Origin of the sequence: Flavilitoribacter nigricans DSM 23189 = NBRC 102662 (genome assembly GCF_002646595.1) — a bacterium.
Taxonomy (GTDB): Bacteria; Bacteroidota; Bacteroidia; order Chitinophagales; family Saprospiraceae; genus Flavilitoribacter; species Flavilitoribacter nigricans.
Genome location: NZ_PDUD01000017.1, coordinates 234904 through 256803 on the forward strand (window position 1 = coordinate 234904; position 21900 = coordinate 256803).

At 52.9% G+C, this 21900-nt stretch carries 15 protein-coding genes; 5 read left to right on the forward strand and 10 right to left on the reverse strand.

The window, feature by feature from the left end:
* Positions 1 to 22 precede the first annotated feature (22 nt).
* From CRP01_RS10135 to CRP01_RS10155, 5 genes are all read right to left on the reverse strand, one after another.
* A complete protein-coding gene (locus CRP01_RS10135; protein ID WP_099149908.1) occupies positions 23 to 1030 on the reverse strand; it encodes an AAA family ATPase in 1008 nt (335 codons plus the stop codon).
* An 88-nt stretch (positions 1031 to 1118) separates the two neighbouring features.
* Positions 1119 to 1748, reverse strand: a complete 630-nt coding sequence (locus CRP01_RS10140; protein ID WP_099149909.1) for a DUF4159 domain-containing protein — start codon at positions 1746 to 1748, stop codon at positions 1119 to 1121.
* Positions 1749 to 1826: 78 nt separating this feature from the next.
* Positions 1827 to 3143, reverse strand: a complete 1317-nt coding sequence (locus tag CRP01_RS10145) for a TldD/PmbA family protein (RefSeq protein ID WP_099149910.1) — start codon at positions 3141 to 3143, stop codon at positions 1827 to 1829.
* A gap of 45 nt (positions 3144 to 3188) precedes the next feature.
* On the reverse strand, positions 3189 to 4832 hold the full coding sequence (locus CRP01_RS10150) for a TldD/PmbA family protein (protein WP_099149911.1): 1644 nt from the start codon (positions 4830 to 4832) through the stop codon (positions 3189 to 3191).
* A gap of 174 nt (positions 4833 to 5006) precedes the next feature.
* A complete protein-coding gene (locus tag CRP01_RS10155; RefSeq protein WP_099149912.1) occupies positions 5007 to 6647 on the reverse strand; it encodes a TldD/PmbA family protein in 1641 nt (546 codons plus the stop codon).
* 522 nt (positions 6648 to 7169) lie between these two features.
* Between CRP01_RS10155 and CRP01_RS10160 the strand changes: the two genes are divergently transcribed.
* Positions 7170 to 8411 (forward strand): DEAD/DEAH box helicase, encoded by a 1242-nt coding sequence (locus CRP01_RS10160; RefSeq protein WP_099149913.1) that lies wholly within the window; start codon positions 7170 to 7172, stop codon positions 8409 to 8411.
* Positions 8412 to 8521: 110 nt separating this feature from the next.
* On the opposite strand, the gene CRP01_RS10165 is transcribed toward CRP01_RS10160, so the two are convergent.
* The 3 genes from CRP01_RS10165 to CRP01_RS10175 all read right to left on the reverse strand — a co-directional run bounded on the left by CRP01_RS10165 (position 8522) and on the right by CRP01_RS10175 (position 12707).
* The gene (locus tag CRP01_RS10165; protein ID WP_099149914.1) at positions 8522 to 9094 is read right to left on the reverse strand and encodes a gluconate 2-dehydrogenase subunit 3 family protein; all 573 of its coding nucleotides are present in this window, start codon (positions 9092 to 9094) and stop codon (positions 8522 to 8524) included.
* Between the two features lie 97 nt (positions 9095 to 9191).
* Positions 9192 to 10871, reverse strand: coding sequence for a GMC oxidoreductase (locus CRP01_RS10170; RefSeq protein ID WP_099149915.1), 1680 nt, complete (start codon positions 10869 to 10871; stop codon positions 9192 to 9194).
* 189 nt (positions 10872 to 11060) lie between these two features.
* Positions 11061 to 12707 carry a SulP family inorganic anion transporter gene (locus CRP01_RS10175; RefSeq protein ID WP_099149916.1) on the reverse strand — a complete coding sequence of 549 codons (1647 nt, stop codon included), beginning with the start codon at positions 12705 to 12707 and terminating at the stop codon, positions 11061 to 11063.
* Positions 12708 to 13212: 505 nt separating this feature from the next.
* Between CRP01_RS10175 and CRP01_RS10180 the strand changes: the two genes are divergently transcribed.
* The 3 genes from CRP01_RS10180 to CRP01_RS10190 all read left to right on the forward strand — a co-directional run bounded on the left by CRP01_RS10180 (position 13213) and on the right by CRP01_RS10190 (position 15840).
* Entirely contained in the window at positions 13213 to 13710 is a 498-nt protein-coding gene (locus CRP01_RS10180; RefSeq protein WP_099149917.1) for a methionine-R-sulfoxide reductase, read from the forward strand.
* Positions 13707 to 14510 carry an SDR family oxidoreductase gene (locus CRP01_RS10185; protein ID WP_099149918.1) on the forward strand — a complete coding sequence of 268 codons (804 nt, stop codon included), beginning with the start codon at positions 13707 to 13709 and terminating at the stop codon, positions 14508 to 14510. Before CRP01_RS10180 ends, CRP01_RS10185 begins: the two co-directional genes overlap by 4 nt.
* A gap of 229 nt (positions 14511 to 14739) precedes the next feature.
* Entirely contained in the window at positions 14740 to 15840 is a 1101-nt protein-coding gene (locus CRP01_RS10190) for a Gfo/Idh/MocA family protein (RefSeq protein ID WP_099149919.1), read from the forward strand.
* A gap of 70 nt (positions 15841 to 15910) precedes the next feature.
* Here the strand turns inward: CRP01_RS10190 and CRP01_RS10195 are convergent, their stop codons facing one another.
* The gene (locus CRP01_RS10195; protein WP_170110306.1) at positions 15911 to 18454 is read right to left on the reverse strand and encodes a glycoside hydrolase family 31 protein; all 2544 of its coding nucleotides are present in this window, start codon (positions 18452 to 18454) and stop codon (positions 15911 to 15913) included.
* 244 nt (positions 18455 to 18698) lie between these two features.
* Between CRP01_RS10195 and CRP01_RS10200 the strand changes: the two genes are divergently transcribed.
* Complete coding sequence (locus CRP01_RS10200; protein ID WP_099149921.1) at positions 18699 to 20216, forward strand: sulfatase-like hydrolase/transferase; 1518 nt, start codon at positions 18699 to 18701, stop codon at positions 20214 to 20216.
* Between the two features lie 136 nt (positions 20217 to 20352).
* Here CRP01_RS10200 and CRP01_RS10205 read toward each other — a convergent pair whose 3' ends face one another.
* Positions 20353 to 21756, reverse strand: a complete 1404-nt coding sequence (locus CRP01_RS10205) for a tail fiber domain-containing protein (RefSeq protein WP_099149922.1) — start codon at positions 21754 to 21756, stop codon at positions 20353 to 20355.
* Positions 21757 to 21900: the final 144 nt, after the last annotated feature.

The following is a 21900-nucleotide window of genomic DNA, read 5'->3' on the forward strand; positions in this document are numbered from 1 at the left end:
GTCTTCCTTAATTGACGGCTGCTTAGGCAATGCCTTTGGCCGGCTGGATCTTTGCTACCAGTTCTTCGGTGACCTTTTCGGAGGTAATACCTTCCGCTTCGGCCTTGAAATTCATGAGTATTCGATGCCGCAATACCGGAAAAGCCACCCGTTGGATATCCTCGAGGGTCACGGCGAAACGCCCCATCAGTAAAGCCCGGGCTTTGGCAGTCAGGATCATGGCCTGTCCGGCACGCGGACCCGCGCCCCAACGCACCCATTCGCGAACAAAAGCCACTTCACTGTCGGCCGGACGGGTAGCCCGTACCATTTTGCTCACGTAATTGATCAGGTCCCGGCTGATGTGGATCTCCCGCACCAGTCGCTGCGCTTCCAGCACCTTTGAGCCCTGCATGACCCGCTGGACGGAGGCTTTGGCTTTACCCGTGGTACTCTCCAGGATCAATTGTTCCTCTTCTTCGGTAGGATAGCCGATCTTAATGTACAGCAGGAAGCGGTCCAGTTGTGCTTCCGGTAACGGAAAGGTCCCGGCCTGTTCGATCGGGTTCTGGGTAGCCAGGATGAAAAACGGGCGTTCGAGCGGATAGGTAGTGCCGGCGTAGGTCACCGAGAATTCCTGCATGGCTTCCAGCAAAGCCGACTGCGTTTTGGGGGAAGTCCGGTTGATCTCATCCGCCAGGATAATGTTGGCAAAGATGGGGCCTTTATTAAATTTGAACAGCCGGTTGCCGGTCGTGCGGTCCTCTTCCAATATCTCGGTGCCGATAATGTCGGTCGGCATCAGGTCCGGCGTAAACTGAATGCGACGAAACCGCAGATCGATCGCTTCGGAAAGCGTCCGGATCATCAGGGTCTTGGCCAGGCCGGGTACCCCTTCGAGAAGGGCGTGGCCTCCGGCCAGGAAGGTGATCAGTAACTGATCGATGGTCTCTTCCTGCCCCACGATCACTTTAGCGATCTCTTTTTTTAGCAGACCCAACTGGGCGACGATCTCTTCCGCTGATTGTTCTATTGCGTTGAGTTTCTCCATGTAACGAGGATGAGGAACGAACAAAGGAAAAGGAGCAATGGGGGAATACCGCTTCCCTCACTGTTCCTTTTCCAATACCCATTCCCAATTAAGCGAGCATCGCATACATTACGATATTCACGCTAAATCGGGTGTTATCAATTTTATAAAATCGTTTATTCCGAAAGTCGTAATCCCACTCGCAACCGTAGTCCTTATTGCTGTACAGTACGCCGATACGGCCGTCCACTTCAATGGCCTTAAGGTAATCGTGGACAATATCGTCTCCCCAGCCGTTCAGTTCCTGAGCGGTGGTTGGAGGTCCGTCGAACTCGAAGAACATCGAATAAAGGGGATGATCGTTCGGGATCTTGCGCAGGGCACCCGCCCCGAAGATCCGCTCCATCTGCGATTCAAAGGATTTGGCGAACAGGCCGTCAATATCGTGATTGCAATCGTCTACGAAAACGAATCCACCATTGCGCACGTATTGCTCAAAATGCTCCCGCTCCCGTGCCGTAAATTCAACCAGCTTGTGACCGCTCAGATAGCAGAACGGACAACGGAAGATCTCCGCCGAGGCCAGCGGAACGATATTCTCCCGCGTATCCACCGGCAGGGTCGTGTACTCGATCAGCGAATTGAGCACATTGGACGGCATCCGCTGGTCCACATCCCAATCGCCGGACTCGTACTGCAACCTGGTAAAGAAGAATTTATTGCTCGCCTTACGACTCATTTACCCATTTTAGAGGGGAGGATGAGGTGCAGTTTGCATGATCACCTCACGCCACCTCACCCTTCCCCCATCACTATTTTAAACCGCGTCGGATAAGCTGGTAAAGGTAAAGTCCCGGATCTTCATATAAGGGATCAGATTACCGTTCACCCGTACCTGCTGGCCGAGGGTTTCCAGGTTATTCAACATAATGATCGGACTTTCGTTGAAACGGAAGTTCTTGATCGGATAGGCGATGCGGCCGTTCTCGATGTAGAAAGTTCCGTCCCGGGTCAGACCGGTATACAACAGGGTTTGCGGATCTACCGTACGGATGTACCAGAAGCGCGTCACCAGAATACCGCGACGGGTATCTTTGATGAGATCTTCCAGAGAAGCATCACCGCCCTCCATGATACCGTTGCCGGGGAAAGGTACGGGATCTACGTCCTTCTGGCTCGCCCAGTAGCGATCGTAGAACATATTGCTGACCACCCCGTTTTTCAGGATATCCATTTTTTTCCGGGCCTGTCCGCCCTGGGTCCAGGGAGAAGCCGGTACGTCCGGATGGAAGGGATCGGTATAGATATTGACACGCTCGTCCACGATCTGCTCGCCCAGTTTGGTGCCGCCACCCTTTTTCGACAGGAAACTCCGTCCTTCGTCCGCCTGGCGGGCGCCCATGTTGAAGAACATATTCTGGAGCAATCCGATGGAAGCTGCCGGTTCGAGGATCACCGTGTATTTACCGGGCTCGATGGCTTTGGCATTCCGGGACATCAGAGCTTTGTCGATCGCGATCTTGGAGGCTTCCGCCGTGTCCAGTTTGCTCACGTCGTTAAAGTCCCGCGTTACCCAGCCCGAACCGGTGCCGTCGTTGGTCCGCATGGTCACGGTGAAATCCACATTGGTAGACTGATTGTAAGCGAACAGTCCCTTGGAGTTGTGCATCGCCGCAAAATTGTGGCTGTCTTCCAGGAAGCCGGCCGCAGTGACATCTTTCTCCGCAGCCGGTTTGATGCTGTTGGCCGCCGTCTGGGCCCGGTATTCCGGATCGATATTGGCGGTAGCTTCCGAGTAGGTTTTAGATTCGCCGTATTCCTGGGGACCGAGTGGCTCCATGAATTCGGGGTTCTCCGGAGCCAGTTGCGCCAGCTCTTCGGATCTTCTTACTGCTTTTTCCAAAGAGGCATCATCGAATTCGTTGACGGTTGCCGTTCCGGATTTTTTACCGAAGCTGGATTGCACCACCAGTGTTACGTCGCTGTTTTCCCCGGCGGTAGATACCGTATTCCGGGCGTAGCGGATATTACCGCCATTGCTGCCGTTGAGGTTTGCCTCGCAGGCATCGGCCTTAGACAAGCTGATCACCTTTTGCAGGATCGTCTTCGCCTCATCTTTTGAAAATATAGCCATTATTGTTTGTTTTCGAGTTTTTAAAATTTGTTGTGCCCCCGGGTCTTACCCAATTGAACGGGCTGTGTTGATCACATTAACGCCGTTGAAACGGGCCGTTGAACTGCCGTGAGAAACGGCACTCGACTGGCCGGGTTGCCCCTTGCCGTCGAAGAAAGAACCGTTCAGCCGGTAGTCCCGCTCATCGCAGACCTGCACGCAGGAATTCCAGAATTCCTGGGTATTGGACTGGTAGGCCACATCCTTCAGCATACCGGCGATCTTGCCGTCCTTGATCTCAAAGAACAGTTCACCGCCGAACTGGAAATTGTAGCGTTGCTGATCGATGGAATAGGAACCATCCTTGACGATGTATACGCCCTTTTCTACCCCGCTGATCATTTGCTCGGGCGTCAGTTGTTCTTTACCGGGCGCCAGCGATACATTGGCCATGCGCTGGAACTGGACACTGCTCCAGCTATCGGCGTAGCAACATCCGTGCGATTCTTTTTCTCCCAGGATATGGGCCTGATCGCGAATGGCCTGGTAATTGACCAGTATGCCGTCCTTCACCAAATCCCACTGCTTGGTCTTAACTCCTTCGTCGTCGTAAGCGACGGCTCCCAGCGAACCGACCTGGGTCTTATCCGCAAACAGGTTTACCTGATCACTACCGAAGTTGAAGTCCTTGCTTTCCCATTTATCCAGGGTCGCAAAGCTCGTTCCGGCGTAGTTGGCTTCGTAACCGAGTACACGATCCAGTTCGAGCGGGTGCCCGACGGACTCGTGAATGGTCAGCCAGAGGTGGGAAGGTTCCAGTACCAGATCGTATTTGCCGGGCTCCACGGACTTAGCCGACAGGATCTGCTTGACCTGCTCGGCCGCCATGGCGGCATCCTCAACGATATCGTAGGATTTGTTGTAGAGCATCACATCACCCGGAGCGACGATCTGGTCTTCGGGACGGGCGTCGAGATACTCGTAACCCATGCCGACCGGCGCGCTGAACGCTCCACGCTGTTTGAACTGACCGGATTCTTTATCGATCACCGTCACGTTGAACGTCGGCCAGGTACGGTGGATATCCTGATCGATGTAAGACCCCTCGGTGGAAGCAAAGTATTTCTGCTCGTTCACCAGGAACATGATGCTGTTCACGTAACTGGCGCCTTTGTCCATCGCGGCCGCATTGGCTTTGAGCAGCAGATCGACTTTATCCTTTACCGGTACTTCGAAAGCATTCTTGACAATCGGGGTCTGGTAGGAAACATCTCCGTAGGAGGCGACCGGTACCATTTGCACCGGCTCCTTCTGGACCTTGGCGTTGGCTTTGGCAATGGCGGCGGCCTGTTTGGCGGCCTTGGCGATGCCATCTTCGGTCACGTCGCTGGTTGAGGCAAATCCCCAGGTACCGTCGGCGATCACGCGGATGCCCACTCCGAAGGATTCGGTATTGACAATATTTTGAACTTTATCCTCACGGGTAACAACGAACTGGTTGAGATAACGTCCGATACGGATATCGGCGTAGGAAGCTCCGCTGGATTTGGCCGCGTTCAGGGCCACGTTGGCCAGCCGCTTTTTTTCCAGCACGTCCATTCCCGGAGCCAAAAGATGTTGAGCGTCTACCGTTCGGGCAAACGGGCTGACCGGCAGTAGCATTGCTCCCGCGCCCATACCCGCCAACTGAACGAAATTCCTTCTTTTCATCTGTTAACTTGGATTAAGTGGTTAGTAAAAGTTTGTTTTTGATCAATTTTGGCCGGTGTTGGCTGTGAGGTTTTGAGTGTTACCGACTGGAAGGCGGTTTTACGGTTTTCCTCTTGGTCGTTTCGCCGACTTGGAAGTCGGCGGTACGGTTTGGCCGACTGGAAGTCGGCCTGACTAGATGGACCGGCCGGTATTGATCACGTTGACGCCGTTGAAGCGCGCCGTTGAGCTACCGTGCGATACCGCACTGACCTGCGAAGGCTGCCCCTTTCCGTCAAAGAAAGAACCGAAGAAACGATAGTCGTCCTCGTCGCATATCTTCACACAACTGTTCCAGAATTCCTGGGTATTACTCTGGTAGGCTACGTCGTTCAGCATGCCGGCGATCTCTCCGTCCTTGATCTCATAGAATACGGTACCTCCGAACTGGAAGTTGTAGCGTTGCTGATCGATGGAGTAAGAGCCCCGACCGGCGATGTAGATCCCTTTTTCCACATCCTTGATCATTTGGGCGGAAGAATAGGGATCGTTACCCGGTGCCAGGGATACATTCGGCATGCGCTGGAACTGTACGTCCTGCCAGGTTTGCGCGTAGCAGCAGCCGTGCGATTCGTTCTGATCGATAATATGTACCTGATCCCGGATTGCCTGGTAGTTGACCAGCACGCCGTCCTTGATCAGATCCCAGCGTTTGCATTGTACGCCTTCGTCATCGTATCCCACAGCGCCCAAAGTACCTTCCTGTACCTTGTCGGCAAAAATATTGACTACGTCGCTTCCGTATTTGAAATCACCGGATTCCAGTTTATCCAGGGTCGCAAAACTCGTACCGGCGTAGTTGGCTTCGTAGCCGAGTACGCGGTCCAGTTCCAGCGGGTGACCAACGGATTCGTGGATGGTCAGGCCGAGGTGATTCGGCTCGAGGACCAGGTCGTATTTACCCGGTTCCACGGATTTGGCCGAGAGCATGCCTTTGGCCTGCATAGCGGCGATCCCGGCGTCTTCCACAATATCGTAGCTCTTGCGGTACAACATCATTCCGTCCGGTCCCTGCAGTTTGTCTTCGGCCTTCGGGATCATGTATTCCCAACCCATACCCATGGGCGCGCTCATGGCGTTGCGGGATTTGAATTTCCCGGCTTCCCGGTCGATGGCATTGACACTAAAGGTGGGCCAGATCCGGTGAACATCCTGATCGATGTAGGAACCTTCCGTGGAGGCGAAATACTTCTGCTCGTTGACCATGAACAGGCTGGAGTTGACGAAACTGGCTCCGGCTTCCTGGGCCGCAGCGTTCGCGCTCAGCAGGAGATCCACCTTTTCGGAAACGGGAACTTCAAAGGCATTTTTCTGAATGGGTGCCTTCCAGCTCACCTCGCCGTAAGATTTGACGGGTGCCAGTTTGACCGGGTCGGTCTGGAATTTGGAATTGGCCTTGGCAATGGCCGTAGCCTGTTCGGTCGCTTTTTTGATACCGTCCGGAGTCACCTCATTGGTAGCGGCAAAGCCCCAGGTGTCGTTGACGATCACCCGAATGCCCACGCCGAAGGATTCCGTGTTAACGATATTCTGTACTTTATTTTCCCGGGTAAAAACGTACTGATTGAGGTAACGCCCGATACGCACGTCGGCGTAGCTGGCTCCGTTGGCTCGAGCCGTATTGAGGGCCACATCCGCTAAGGCTTTCTTCTGGGCGTTGTCCAGAGGCATCTCCAGAAAACGCTCCACCGAAACCGCCTTACCGGTGATCGGTACGGCTAATGCCATACCTCCGATCCCCAATCCAGCCAGGTGAACAAAATCTCTTCTTTTCAAAATGGATGGTTTTATACGAAGCTGTCGGTAGCGGCCTTTCCATACTTATCAAGGACCATTTTTTGGCCGTTATAGTACCAGGGCAATACCTCGGTCAGTTCTGGGTTAATGTTTGAGGACGAGTAAGAACGGAAAAAAGGGGCTTAATAAAATCGAAGTGCCGACCACAGCTTCTATGGTTAACGTTTTGGCTAAGTTAATGTATTTGCTTCGATCTATCCCCGTGAAAGGAGCTAATGATGACCAAACCGGGAAGGATGTAGACGAAATTTGAACTCGTACCGAGCAAGCGGCAGATTCCGGCGACCTACACATTACCTATCCACGGAATTTTCCGTAAAAATAAAAATCTAAATTGGATATGCAAATCCCTTTCGGCTCCTGTATCTTTCCGAAAAAACCACCTTATCCAGATGGATTTCGCCTACCGATTTATCCTTCTGACCGCCCTGTTGGGCTGCCTGATCTCCGCTTTCCGGGCAAAGTTGTCCGGTGGTAAATGAAAATAATTATCTTCGGCTGATGAAATTTACCGATTACCAATTTGATCCCAAAATAAAGAAAGGACTGGAGCAACTCGGCTTCCAGCGTCCCACTGATATTCAGTATAAATCCATTCCCAATATCCTGAAAGGGGAAGACCTGCTGGCCATTGCCCAGACGGGTACCGGCAAAACGGCGGCCTTTGCCATTCCCATTATCGATATGCTCTACCGCAAGAAACAAAATCAACGGAGACCGGATGGCGTAAAGTGCCTGGTACTGGCCCCAACCCACGAGCTGGCCAACCAGCTCAACGGCGTATTCAAGCAGATCGCACAATTTACCAATATCAAAACTACGGCCCTGATCGGCGGTGTGGATCAGGATCCGCAGATCAGTCAATTGAACAAGGGGGTAGATATCGTTATCGCCACGCCCGGCCGGATGTTTGACCTGATTAGTCAGGGACACCTGCTCACGCACCGGATCGAGATCCTCGTGCTGGATGAAGCCGACCACATGCTGGATCTGGGTTTTATCAAAGACATTCGCGACCTGATTCGCAAGCTGCCCAAACGACGGCAAACGCTTTTCTTTTCGGCTACCATCAACAACAAGATCAAAAAGATCGCCTATTCGCTGGTCAATCAGCAGGCGATCCGCATCCAGCTTTCTCCGAAAGATCCGGTCGCCAAGAACATTGATCACTCGGTAGTCTTTGTCGAAATGGACCACAAACGCTTTTTCCTGGAACGGGTGATCAACGAAAATCCCGAAAGCAAGATCCTGGTCTTCGTCCGTACGAAAGTCCGGGCCGAACGGGTGGCTAAAGCCATGCAGCGCGTAAATATCCCGGCCCTGACCATCCACGGCGATAAGGACCAGAGCGACCGCTCTAAAGTGTTGCGGGAATTCAGGAACGGAAAAACCAATGTGCTGATTGCCACGGATGTCACCGCGCGCGGTATTGATATTCCGGACATCGAGATCGTGATCAATTACGACCTGCCGGAAGAGGCGGAAAATTACGTGCACCGCGTGGGCCGGACCGGACGGGGCGAGCGCCGGGGCGATGCCTATTCTTTCTGCGCACCGGAAGAACAGGACACCCTGGATCAGATCCAGACCTTCCTGGATAAAGAGATCAAAGTGCTGGAACTCAACAAAGCGGAATACGACGATACCCTGAAGATAGAACGGGAAAGGAAAAACGACTACCAGGCCCTGATGGAGGAGATTGAGGAACTGGAAAAGCGGAAGAAGAAAAAGCGGAAGAAGTAAAGTTTAACCGCCATTTGTGCAAGCCTGAAAAACAAAGGATCGCAAAGTATCCCGGAGGTATACCCTTGCGACCCTTTGTGTCTGCATTGTGCCTTTCGGCCGATCGGCGATCAGATCGCCCAGGCTTTATCCCCTTTTTCGTAAGGGATACAGCCTTCCCACCGGCCCGGCGTTTCCACGTAACGCAGCGCCTGGGTAGCGCCCACTTCCGAAGAGAAGTAGCCCCAGAGCGTCAATTGCTTCATCATGGAAAAATAGTGGTTGGGAGCACCGTTCTCCTTCGTTTTATTGTATTCATTGGCCTCCTGATCGAGTGCCGTCAGAAATTCGGTTTTTTCCTCCGCGCTCAGCTTCATGAAATCTTTCGAATATTTGGCATTCGATGCTTCGTTGAGCTTTCCGATGCCCTCCAGGAAGATCTCCTGGTCCTGTTTTTCATAACAATCCGTCACGATCACTTTCATAAACTCTCCGATCTCGGCGGCCTTGGCACCGGGCGAAGAAGCGGTTGTCGGCAGGATCGTCTCTCCCACCTCGTCCAGGAAAGCGATATTGGTGGGCGTGAACTCCACGGTGGACAATTGCACCGTATCCGGTTTACAACCGTACAGAAATATTTCCGAACCAATTATAGTGCCCCCGAGCATTAAAGAAACCCGGGAAAGTGCATCTCGTCTGGTCATAATTTTATTTTTTCCGGGGGTCAGGAGTCAGGGGTGAGGAGTCAGGAGGATATTAAAAGCCCCCCTGACACCTAACGCCTGACCCCTGACACCTCATTTACAAATTCATTTTCTTCAGCTCGTTGACGGCGTGATCTACCGCCCGGGCGGTGAAGGCCATGTATCCCAGAGATGGGTTCTGGCAGCCGGCGGAAGTCATGAAGGAGCCGTCCGTCACAAAGACGTTGGGAGCATCCCATACCTGGTTCCACTTATTGAGCACGGAAGTTTTGGGATCACTACCCATCCGGGCCGTACCCATTTCGTGAATACCCCGGCCCGGTGTGCCGTCGCCATCCCATTTATTGACGTTTTTGACACCGGCAGCTTCCAGCATTTCGGCCGCATCGTTCATCATGTCCTGACGCATCTTGAGCTCATTTTCCTTGAGTTCGCAATCGATCGCCACCACATTGAGGCCCCATTTGTCCGTTTTCGTTTTGTCCAGCGTGATCTTATTGTCGTAATCCGGCAACATTTCACCGAAACCGCCGATACCCATTGTCCAGCTACCCGGTTCGGTCAGCGCTTCTTTCAGGTTGGCACCGATGCTGTATTCAGCCACGTTCCGTTGCCAGCCCTGACGGCTTGCTCCACCCTGGTAGCCGAATCCGCGCAGGTAATCCCGTTTGTCGCCGAACAGGTTGCGGTAACGCGGGATATAAACACCATTCGGCCGGCGGCCGTAGTAGTATTTGTCTTCGTAACCTTCAACGTCACCACCGGCACCAACGCCCAGGTGATGGTCCATGAGGTTGTGGCCCAGTTGGCCGCTGCTGCTACCCAGTCCTTCCGGCCACACATCCGTAGCGGAATTCATCAGGATCCAGGTAGAGTTGATCGTCGAAGCATTCAGGAAGACGACCTTTGCTTTGTATTCGTAAGTTTCGTTGGTCTGTGCATCCAGGATCTCCACGCCGGTAGCCCGTTGGGTGTCCTTATCGTAAATGATCTTCGTCACGATGCTCCAGGGGCGCAGAGTGAGGTTACCCGTTTTCATGGCCGCTGGCAAGGTAGACGACTGGGTACTGAAATAGCCGCCGAACGGACAGCCCAGGGAGCACTTATTCCGGTACTGGCAAAGGGTACGTCCCGCAAGCGGTCCGGTTACGTGGGCAGCCCGACCGATGATCATGTGGCGCTGGCCCTTGTAGTGTTCCTTGATCCGGGCGGCAACGTCCTTCTCCACGCAGGTCATTTCCATCGGAGGCAGGAATTGCCCGTCCGGAAGTTGAGGAAGACCGTCGCGATTACCGCTGATACCGGCAAAGCGCTCAACGTAATCGTACCAGGGTGCGATGTCCTTGTAGCGTACCGGCCAGTCGATCGCAATACCTTCCTTGGCATTGGCCTCGAAATCGAAATCACTCAGGCGGTAGCTCTGTTTTCCCCAGAGCAGCGATCGCCCACCTACCTGGTAGCCCCGAAACCAGTCGAAGCGTTTGATCTCGGTATAAGGGCAGTCCTTATCGCTGGCCCACCATTCGAGATTCTTTTCGTTGAGCGGATAGTCCCGTTTGAGTACCGGGTAATCCTCGATCATTTTTTGGGTACGGGTACCGCGGTGCTCGAACGCCCAGGGTGGCTTGAGGGCACTGTGATAATCTTTTACATGCTCTACGTTCTGCCCCCGCTCCAGCATGATCGTTTTAAGTCCTTTTTCACACAATTCCTTGGCAGCCCAGCCTCCGCTGATGCCGGAACCAATGACAATTGCGTCAAATACGTTGTCTGCCATATCGTTTTAAATTGAGTCTGATTACGGGTTGAAAGGTAGAATAAAATTATCATTTTGTTATTTAAATTGCCGGACGAATTAGATTTGGTCCGGAAAACAACCAACATAAAAAAAGCGACACCGGAAAATTCCAATGTCGCTCTCAACGCTAGATCACCCTTCGAATGATGATCCTAAGTAAAACTATCTCTAATTCATCGTAGAAGCGTCGTCTTTGACTTTATCGCTTCCATTTCCGTTGATCACCGTATCCTCGAAAAGTTTGACCGGGCTCTCCGGCATACCTTTCTGGCGACGGCTGACAATAGTCAGATCTATATTTTTCAGCTTGGCTGCTTCTTTAAAATCAAGGATGATCTCCCGCACATCCTCATCGATGTTGATCGTTTTGGACGCATCAATAATTACCGTGGAGTTAGACGGCAGGTGATTCAGCGTTTGCAGGATATCCGCTTTGTTCAGGAAGGTTACGTCTTCCGCCAGTTCGATACGAATAGGCTCTCCTTCCACGTGTTTTTCCGCATCGAAGAAGTAAGGCTTCTTGTAGTTGTTCCGCAGAATGTAGAAAATAGCTACCGCCATACCCATTCCGATACCCATCAGCAGGTCCGTCAGTACGATACCGATGATCGTTACCATGAAGGGCACGAACTGGGACCATCCCAGTTTATACATTTGCTTGAACAGCGCCGGCTTAGCCAGTTTGTAACCTACCAGAAAAAGAATAGCGGCCAAACTCGCCAGCGGGATCAGGTTCAGCACAAAGGGGATCGCCATTACGGACAACAGCAACAGGAAACCGTGCAATATAGCCGAAGCCTTGGTTCTACCACCGGATTGAATATTCGTGGAACTCCGTACGATTACCTGAGTAACCGGCAGGCCTCCGATCAACCCGGAGAGCAGGTTACCAACTCCCTGGGCTTTCAGTTCGCGATTAGCCGGGGCGACCCTTTTGTAGGGATCCAGCTTGTCGGTCGCTTCCAGACAAAGCAGGGTTTCCAGACTGGCTACAATGGCAATGGTGACACCGGTTACCCAGACGGCACCGTTACCGATCTGAGAGAAATCCGGGAAGGTGAACTGACCGAGAAAACCGGAAAAGCTTCCGGCAACCGGAATAGTCACCAGGTGTTCGGCCGACAGGCTCAGCGTATCACTACTGCTGAAAACCATATTGAGTACGATACCGGCAATTACCGCTACCAGTGGCCCCTGAATGAGTTGGAAAACTTTTTGTCTTTTCATGAAGGACTGTTCCCAGAGGATCAGTATCGCCAGACAGACCGCAGTAATGATCAGTGCACCCGGCGTGATGGCCTCCAGCATATAGTACAGTTCCGAAAGTGTATTGTGGCCGTCCGGCTGGGAAAAAGTCACGCTACCTTCGTAATCTTTATCATACCCAAAAGCATGTGGGATCTGTTTCAAAACAATAATTATACCAATACCGGATAACATCCCTTTAATCACCGAGGAGGGAAAGTAATATCCGATGATACCCGCTTTGGCATACCCCAGGGCGACCTGCAGTACACCGGCAATTACCACGGCCATCAGGAATACCTGAAATGAACCGAGATCCTGAATGGCGGTCAGAACGATAACGGCCAGACCGGCCGCCGGACCACTTACCCCAAGTTGAGATCCACTAAGTGCGCCAACGACAATACCGCCGACAATACCGGCAATAATACCGGAGAAAAGCGGAGCTCCCGAAGCCAGGGCAATTCCGAGACAGAGCGGAACTGCTACCAGGAACACGACGATACTCGCGGGAAAATCGTGTTTTAGGTTTTGTAAGATGCCAGTAGGTAATTGGTCTTGTTGTTTCATTCTAGAAGATTTAGCCAAATATGATGTTTAAATAGCTGTGTGTTTTTAACCTCTCAGTGTTGTTCAGTCACCTTTTCCGGATGGTTAATTCCCGATGACTAAACTTCAACAGCTTTCCAAGAGCATTGGATTCTTTTGGTTTCGGACTGCGATAGTGAAATGGAAAAGGTAGAGAGCTTGTGGTCGTATGAAAAGGCCTGATCGCCCGGAATTCAAACTTATAATCTCTCTACCTTCGGTGGCTGTTCCACCTGTGCTTTCATTGAACTGTTATCGGTGATGTGGCCCCTGGAACCGATTTCGGCTTTGCCGGCTGGACAGACCGATGGTCAAACGAATGCACAAATTTATAGTAATACTATTATAAATGCAAGTTTATTAAGTATTGTTCATCATAAACCTAACTTTTTTTATTAGTAATACCTCTTTTTTTAATTCCCATACTGTTAATACACTAATTCCCAATTGTTTGTACCTTACAGGCCGCAATAAAAAAAATGTGAATATGAAGTTGAAAAAGCTTTTTTTCCTGCTGATCGCAGCCATTTGCCTACAAAATTTCAGCGCCTGCGCTCAGACTAAGGCGGAAAAACCGCTCACTGACCTGCCGCCGGTCATTCAGAATGCCGACGAGTACAATGAACTGGAAGGGACCGAAGCTAACGTCATTTTGAAAAAAGGGACCGAACGCCCTTTCACCGGGGCCTACCACGATTTTAAAGGAAAAGGCGTGTTCATCTGTAAGCAGTGTAACCTGCCGCTCTTCCGTTCGAAAGACAAATTCAACTCGGGTACCGGCTGGCCCAGTTTTGACGATGTGATCGAAGGCAACGTCGAAGAACTTCCGGATGCGGACGGGCAGCGTACCGAGATCGTTTGCTCCAATTGTAAAGGGCATCTCGGCCACGTATTCCGGGGCGAAGGCTTTACCGATAAACAAACGCGGCATTGTGCCAATTCCGCCAGCCTGGATTTTGTACAGCAGGTATCGGTGAAAGAATGAGTACCTATTTTCAGGACAAGGTCATTTGGATCACCGGCGCTTCTTCCGGTATCGGCGAGGCCCTGACCTACGAACTGGCCCGGGAGTCCCCCTATTTGGTGCTTTCCTCGCGGAGGGCAGCGGAACTGGAACGGGTGGCCCGGCAATCCGGTCTGTCGCCGGACCGGCTCTTCATCCTCCCTCTGGATCTGACGGACTACGAGGAAATGCCGGGACTGGTGGGGCGGGTACTCGATCGTTTCGGTCGGATCGATATCCTGATCAATAACGGCGGGATCTCCCAGCGCAGTTCGGTTATGGATACGGATGTAGCGGTAGCCCGCCGGATAATGGACGTCAACTTTACCGGCACTGCGGCCCTCACTAAAGCTGTTGTCCCTTATATGATCGAGGCCCGATCCGGACAGATCATCAGTGTGGCCAGCGTAGCGGGCGTGGTGGCTACTCCCAAAAGAAGTAGTTATGCGGCCGCGAAAGGCGCCCTGATCCGTTTTATGGAGGCGCTGCGCGCGGAATTGCACGAATATGGCATCCATGTTGGAGTGATCCTGCCGGGATACGTGCGTACGCAGATCTCCGTCAATGCCCTGCTGGGCGACGGCAGTCCCCAGGGATCCATGGATTCGCGAACAGAACAGGGTATCAGTCCGGAAGCCTGTGCCGAAAAAATGGTGCACGCCATTCGCAAACAAGAGGATCAGACCTACATTGCCGGCACTCTGGAAATGTTGGGAGTTTATCTCCAGCGCTTTTTCCCGGCCTTGCTGCGGATCATGGTGCGAAAGGTTAAAGCCAGTTGAGGAGATTTGGTGACACGGTGACACGGAGATGGGGAGACAAGGAGATTGGGTGATGGGGAGATTGGGTGACTGGGAGACGAGGGGCTCTGAGGCAATGCTGTGCTCCCCCTCTCCTAGTCACCCCCTCTCCAAGTCACCTTGTCTCCTTGTCTCCAATGCTCCCTGGTCTTTCTCACAAACAGCATGATCGCTGAAGTCAATAATTAAATTATCAAAACAACCTAAACCTATGAGGCTTTCCCTAACTCTTTTATTTTTCCTTGGTCTGCTGGTTATCCCCGAAGCCGACGCTCAGAGCGATCCTCCGTTGCGTGTAGCGGTGGTGGGACTCACGCACTCCCACGTTCACTGGATACTTGGCCGGCCGGACCGGGGCGATATTCAGATCGTCGGAATTGTCGAACCCAACCGGGATCTCGCTGAGCGCTTTGCCAAACAGCACGGTTACAGCATGGATATGGTTTACAACACGATGGAAGAAATGTTTACTGCCGTCAAACCGGAAGCCGTTACCGCATTCGGCAGTATTTATGAGCATCTGGAGGTGGTGGAAGCCTGTGCTCCGCGGGGGATACACGTGATGGTGGAAAAGCCGCTGGCCGTCAGTGTGGCGCACGCCAAAAAAATGCAGGCGCTGGCCGAAAAACACCAGATCCATCTCCTGACGAATTACGAGACCACCTGGTACGCCACCCACCACCAGGCTTACGATCTGATCCACAATGAAGATAAGATCGGGGATCTGCGTAAGATAGTCGTTCACGACGGCCACGAAGGGCCGATGGAGATCGGAGTCAATCAGGAATTTCTGGACTGGCTGACCGATCCGGTGGCCAACGGGGCCGGAGCCCTGACGGATTTCGGCTGCTACGGCGCCAATCTCATTACCTGGCTCATGCAAGGGCAACGCCCCCGGCAGGTCATGGCCATGACCCAACAGATCAAACCGGATATTTACCCTAAAGTAGACGACGAGGCCACCATCCTGGTGGAATACCCGAAGACGCAGGGTATCATCCAGGCTTCCTGGAACTGGCCTTTCGGCCGCAAGGATATGCACATCTACGGGAAAACCGGTTACATCTACTGTGATAACCGCTCCAAAATGCGAACCCGCTACGCTGGAGAAAATGAAGAAAGCACCGTGAAACTGCCGGAGCGCACTGCACCTTTTGACGATCCATTCGCGTTACTGGCCGCTGTGGTCAAGGGAGACCACCAGCTTCCACCCTACGCCCTGTCTTCACTGGAAAACAATATGATCGTAGTCGAGATCCTGGAAGCAGCCAAAAAGAGTGCCCGCAAGGGTAAAGCCGTAAAGTTAAAATAGGCTATCCGATATATTCCGGCAGGCCGGAGGAGCTACTACACGCAGTTCCTCCGGCCATCGGGCTAAGTGATTAGAACAGCACCTCCATTTCTCCGAAGTCCAGCGGTATTTCCACTACCAGTACTTTGAGCGGTAATTGAGAAAAATGCGTTTCGGCTCCATCCACCTTCAGGCTAAGGGCGTCGAAGGGCATGCCAAACAATTTGATCCGATATGCGGTAGCGGTCGGCTGAAAATCACCGGTAACCTCCTGCCGGATGAGGAAGCCCTTTTCTGTTGCCACGGTACTAAAACTGGCCAGACGGTAGCCGCCTTCCCGGTAGTCGTACCCTTCGCCCGCATCCACGTACCAGAGACTTTCGTCCAGCGAACCGAAATAGGCCCGCAGACCGACGTGATGGATCTCCAGTTCATCCGTATACTGCTGAACCGGATAGGTGGGGATCACCGAACCGGCGCGTACCAACACCGGCAGCCGGTCCGGCCGCGTGCGCAGCCGCACTTTTTGCCCTCCGATAAAAGGAGTAGCCCGGTGGAAGTCGTACCACTCCCCCTTCGGCAGATAGGTCGTGATCGTTTTGGTACCCGGTTTCAGGATCGGACACACCAGGAGGTGGTCACCGAAAATGAACTCGGATTCCCGCTTGAGCGCTTCCTGATCCGTCTGATCAAAGAATGACAGTGGTTTCAGCATCGGGTCTCCGAGGGTGGACGCCCGTTGGAAATAGGTATAGATATACGGCAGCAGAATGTAGCGGAATTCAATCGCCGTGCGGGCCTGATCCGTAAAGGGATCACCGAAGGCCCAGGGTTCCTGATCGAGCCGGTTGAGTCGTTCGGCCTCCTGGACCATTTCGGCTTCCGCCTCGGATGCACCGTCCACATTGTTACCCATAGAGTGGATCCGGAACACGGGATGGAAAACGGCCAGTTGCAGCCAGCGCACCAGCAATTCCCCGGCGGGCACATCCACAAAGCCGCCGATGTCCGTACCCACAAAGCTGAAGCCGGAGATACTCAGTCGCTGGCACTGGATATTGGCCAGTCGCAGGTGCTCCCAGCTTGCTATATTATCTCCCGTCCAGAGGGCAGCGTAACGTTGGCCACCGGAAAACGTGGCCCGGGTGAGCACAAAAGGCCGTTTCTCGGGCTGGTGTTTTTTCAGGCCTTCGTAGGTTGCCCGTGACATCTGCTGACCGTAGATATTATGCGCTTTTCGGTGATCCGCCCCAAAGCCTTCGTAGTGGTGCAGGACATGATCCGGAAAAGTCAGATGGTTGACCTTGAATACGGCCGGTTCGTTCATATCGTTCCAGAAGCCGCTCACCTCCTGATCGGCGTACATTTCTTCGTACTGGTCGGCCCACCAGGCTCGCACCCGGGGATCGGTATAATCGGGGAATACGCACTTGGACGGCCAGACCGGCCCCGTCATTACCTCGCCCGAAGGCCGGCGGCAGAATACATCCTGCTCCGTTCCGCTTTTATACACTTCGTAATCCGGATCTACCCGGATACCGGGATCGATCATCACCACCGTTTGGAAGCCATCTTTTTTTAGATCGGCGATCAGCTTTTTCGGATCGGGGAAATAGTCCTTGTTCCAGGTAAAACAGCGATAGCCGTCCATGTAATCGATATCGAGATAGACGGCATCGCAGGGAATGGATCGCTCCCGGAATTCGGCGGCCAGTTCCCGGACCCGGCTTTCCGGGTAGTAACTCCAGCGGCACTGGTGAAAGCCCAGAGCCCAAAGCGGCGCCAGTTCGGGTTTGCCGGTCAGGTCCATATAGCGGCGGTTCACTGCGGTGAGTTCAGGGCCGTAGATGAAGAAGTAATCCATTTCTCCTCCCTCCGTCCAGAAAGCAGTAACGCCGGCACCGGTAGCGTCAAAGTCAAAATGCGTCTTCCAGCTACTGTGCAGAAACAAACCGTAGGCCTTGCCCTTGTATAGACTATAATAGAATGGAATGCTTCGGTACAACGGATCCGTATCCTTTTGATAGCCGAAGGAGTCCGTGTTCCAGTTCTGCAGGGCGTGCCCGCGCAGATCCATCGGGCAGGTTTTATCGCCCAGCCCCAGGTATTTTTCCCCCGTACGGGCCCGCAGACTGACCTTAAGATATTCCAGGCCATTCATAATGGTAGAGCGAGCCGAAAATGGCACCGCCTCTTCCAGCAAGAGCTGCCCGGATTCGGCATCGTATATCTGTAGTTGAAGATCGATCTTTGCGATCTTACACTTAAGCTTTCCGGTGCTGATGGTAATGAAGTTACCGGCCTCCTTTATTTCGAATAAAACCCTTTCTTCCTGGTCCGGCTCGATCAGTGCATAGCTCGGTTCCTGGCTGAAGGGCGCACTGACGGCATACCGAAACCGGATGACCTCCGGGCTGTACACTTCTACCAACAGACTGGCATCCTGCGCTCCCCGGAATAAGATCCGGCGATCTCCCAGGCGCTCCCAATCGGCCATGGCTCCCGTTTTGTGCATGAAATACACATCGGGATAACGACTGGTGGCCTCGGTAGCTTCATTGGGTACCGCGATGCCGGTTCCCTCCAGGCGCGGACTCGCCGCTACGATCTTCTTTTCCTTTTTTTTCTTGGCCATCTGAAGTTGCATTGATTAAGCGGCAAATATAGTAATGAAGTCTTAAGTAGGGAACCGAATGCCGGACCGTGGACAGGATAAGTCCAAAATTGCGAGGGAAAAATAGATTAGCGTCGCTTGTTATTGATAACTTTCGGCAGAAAACGAAATTCCGGACGAAGAAGTTTGCCCAACAGCGCAGGAAAGCGACTCCATTTTAGTGATCGATCGCCACCGCCGCTCCGGAACAAAACCAACTCAACACATGAAAAACGACCATTTACCGGTGCTGATCCGGCTCATTTGCTCTTTACTACCTTTTTGTATCCTCAACGCCTGTTCACCCGCTGCAGAAGATACTGCTCCGAATATAGTGATCATTTTGGCGGACGACCTCGGTTACGGTGATCTCGGCTGCTATAATCCCGGATCACTGGTGCCCACCCCCAATCTCGACCAACTGGCCGCAGAGGGTATGCGCATGACGCAGACCTACTGCCCGGTATCCGTCTGTTCGCCTTCGCGCTACGCGCTGATGACCGGGCAATATCCCTGGCGAAGCTGGAACAAAACTGGAGTCATGCGCAATTACGAACGATCAATGATCGACTCCGCCCTGCTCACCCTGCCGGAAATGTTACAAAAACAGGGGTACACCACCGCGGGTTTCGGGAAGTGGCACCTCGGCACGACCTTCCCTACCCTCGACGGTGAATTGCCCGTCGGCCACGGTCAGTTTAAAGCCGAAAAGAACGGCGCCAATCTGGATCTGAATGCCCCGGTCAGTGACGGGCCGCTTGATCACGGTTTTTCCCACTGGTACGGTTTCAGTTGTGCCAGCGAATGCTGGATCCTGCAGGACCGGAATATCAGCGGTGCCATCGGTCACGATCTCTACTCCATTGAAGCCGCTCCCAACAGCGAACAGGTCGGGATCATTCCCCTGGAAGATTTCCTGCCGCACATTACCAACTTATCCATTGATTTTCTGGAAGAGCGGGCCAAAACGAAAGACGGCGAGCCTTTCTTTCTGTACTTCGCGCCCTATGTTCCCCATATCCCGCTTGCCGTCAGCCCAGATTTTCGCGGCCGCACCGAGGCCGGGCTCTACGGTGATTACGTACACGAACTGGACCACTACATCGGCCGCCTGATGGAAACCCTCGACCGGCTCGGAATGAAGAAAAACACCCTGGTGCTTTTCGCCAGTGACAACGGCTCGCAGTTTGAACGTACCAGCAAAGCGCTGGATGTGAGCCAGGCTTCCAACAGTCCGGGGCAATCCCCCGTTGATACCGACACTACCGGCCACCAGCCCAACTGGCCCCTGAGCGGTACCAAGTGGGGTATTCAGGAAGGAGGCGTTCGCACGCCCTTCATTGCCCGCTGGCCGGGGCGCATTCCGGCGGGAAAGCAGAGTGGTCAGTTGATGGCGCTGACGGATATGCTCGCTACGCTGGGTGCGGTCAGCGGCTACTCGCTGGGGGAAACGCATGGAAAGGATAGTTACAATTTGCTCCCGGTGTTAGAGGGTGCGGAAACTCCCGTGCGCCCCGAGGTGGTCGTCCAGTCCAGCGGAAAGCTTTTCGGTATCATCCAGGGCAAATGGAAATACGTTGGTGTGGGCAATTACAAAAAAACACAGCCGGATGACCCTCCCGGTGCGCTTTATGACCTTTCAGTCGATCCTGCGGAGAAGATCAACCTTTACAACGAAAATCCGGAGATCGCCCGCCGCCTGCACGAGCGGCTGCGGGAGTTGGTAGCGGCGGATGTGCTTTAGAAGCTATCGTTCCAGTGGTTGGCTTCCGTATGTTCACTCCGTCCATGGATCAATTTGCAGCGCGTATAAAATTCGGAAGAGCTGAAGATCGGCTTCCGATCCGTGCTATACGCGCTGCAAAGTATTGGGCAAAAGGTTATCGGCTCAGCACCATTTTTTTGGTGCCAATCAACTGCCCGTCTACCCAGAGGGAATAGAAATAGGTACCGGCGGGCAGAGCGGTGGCGTCGAGATTGGTCTGCACCCGGCCGCGTTGTTCAACCTCCAGCGTTCGCAGTACTTTACCGCTCTGATCGGCAATGCGCAATTGTACCCGTTGCGCTCGTTCGGGTACCAGATAGGTAATGGTCGTAACGGACTTAAATGGATTGGGTGTATTTTGTTTCAGTTCCGATCGGTCCAGGTCCGCGGCGGCCTCTTCCAGGATCAGATGATTCTGAGCGGTTTGTCCCTGCCGGAGGAGCGTTTCAATCCGGTCCAGACGATCTTCCAGTTCATTGATCCGCTCGTCCCTCCGGTCGATTTCCGATTTCAATTCCTGGATCGCCTTGATGGCCACCACGCTGAACCCGGCGTAATTGATCCCGTAGAGCTGATCGGCTTCTATAAAATGCACGAGTTCCGGGAAAAGCGGGTCTACCTCCTGCGCGACGAAACCGATGGTCAGGTCCTGAGATTTGGTGTCCTTATATTGGTAATTCAGAGGACGGAGCTCCATCACCTTGGATAGGATATCCGGCATCTTTTGAATGTTTTTCTTCAGCTTACTATCCGAAGACTGAATATACTCTCCGGTAGTCGCCGAAAAGGTTCCCCGCAGAGCACCTCCATAGTGCAGTCGTAGTCCGAAACCGTGGGTAATATCCCAGTCCGCGTTGATACCGTCATCAAATCGCAGTCCCGATCCGACTTCCTGATCTTGCTGATGGATGTGGAGACGGGCGGTAGGATTGATGCCCATGATACCCACATGGCCATTGCCCCGTACGGTCACAATATCCTTGCCCCCGTCGGTATCCTCAAACCACAAGTTCAGCCGGCTGTTTTCCGGATTGGTTCCGGGATAACCGGCGATCGTCCAGCGTTTCCCCGGATAGGTTATATTTTCAAAACTGAGGCGACCGTAATCATTCTGTTGCTCGGTCAATAAGATATGGGGGTCCGATATACTAGAATTGTGCAGTACCTCCATACGGGCATTGCTGCTGCCGGGATCTCCCCCAAATGCGGCATCCCCGTTCCCGAAAAATATCATGCGGGTACTGAAATCCGAACTGCCTTCCGGCTTGGAGCGAAAAAGCATATCCTGTCCGGCATTCACGGTACCCATCCGCCATTGGTTACCATTGTCCGGATAGCCGAGCATCAATCCCCCAAAATTGGAACGAACAAAAAGATCCCCCCTGACATCCACGGTAAACTGAGGATCCTGGGTAAGTACGCCCACCCGGGTGGGCGTCATCTTCAGTTGGGCGTGCAGAGCGGAGGAAAACAATTGTAGGATCAATACGGCTCTTAAAAGTAGTTTGATATTCTGCATAGGTCATTATGATTTGGACGAGAAAATTCAGAACAGTTATCGTTCGTTAATACCAACAGAAAGTATATCGTTACAAAATTAGCGAGATACTTAATAAGCAAATTTTCTTCTGAAAAACCCTGATCAAACCATTTATTTTTTCGA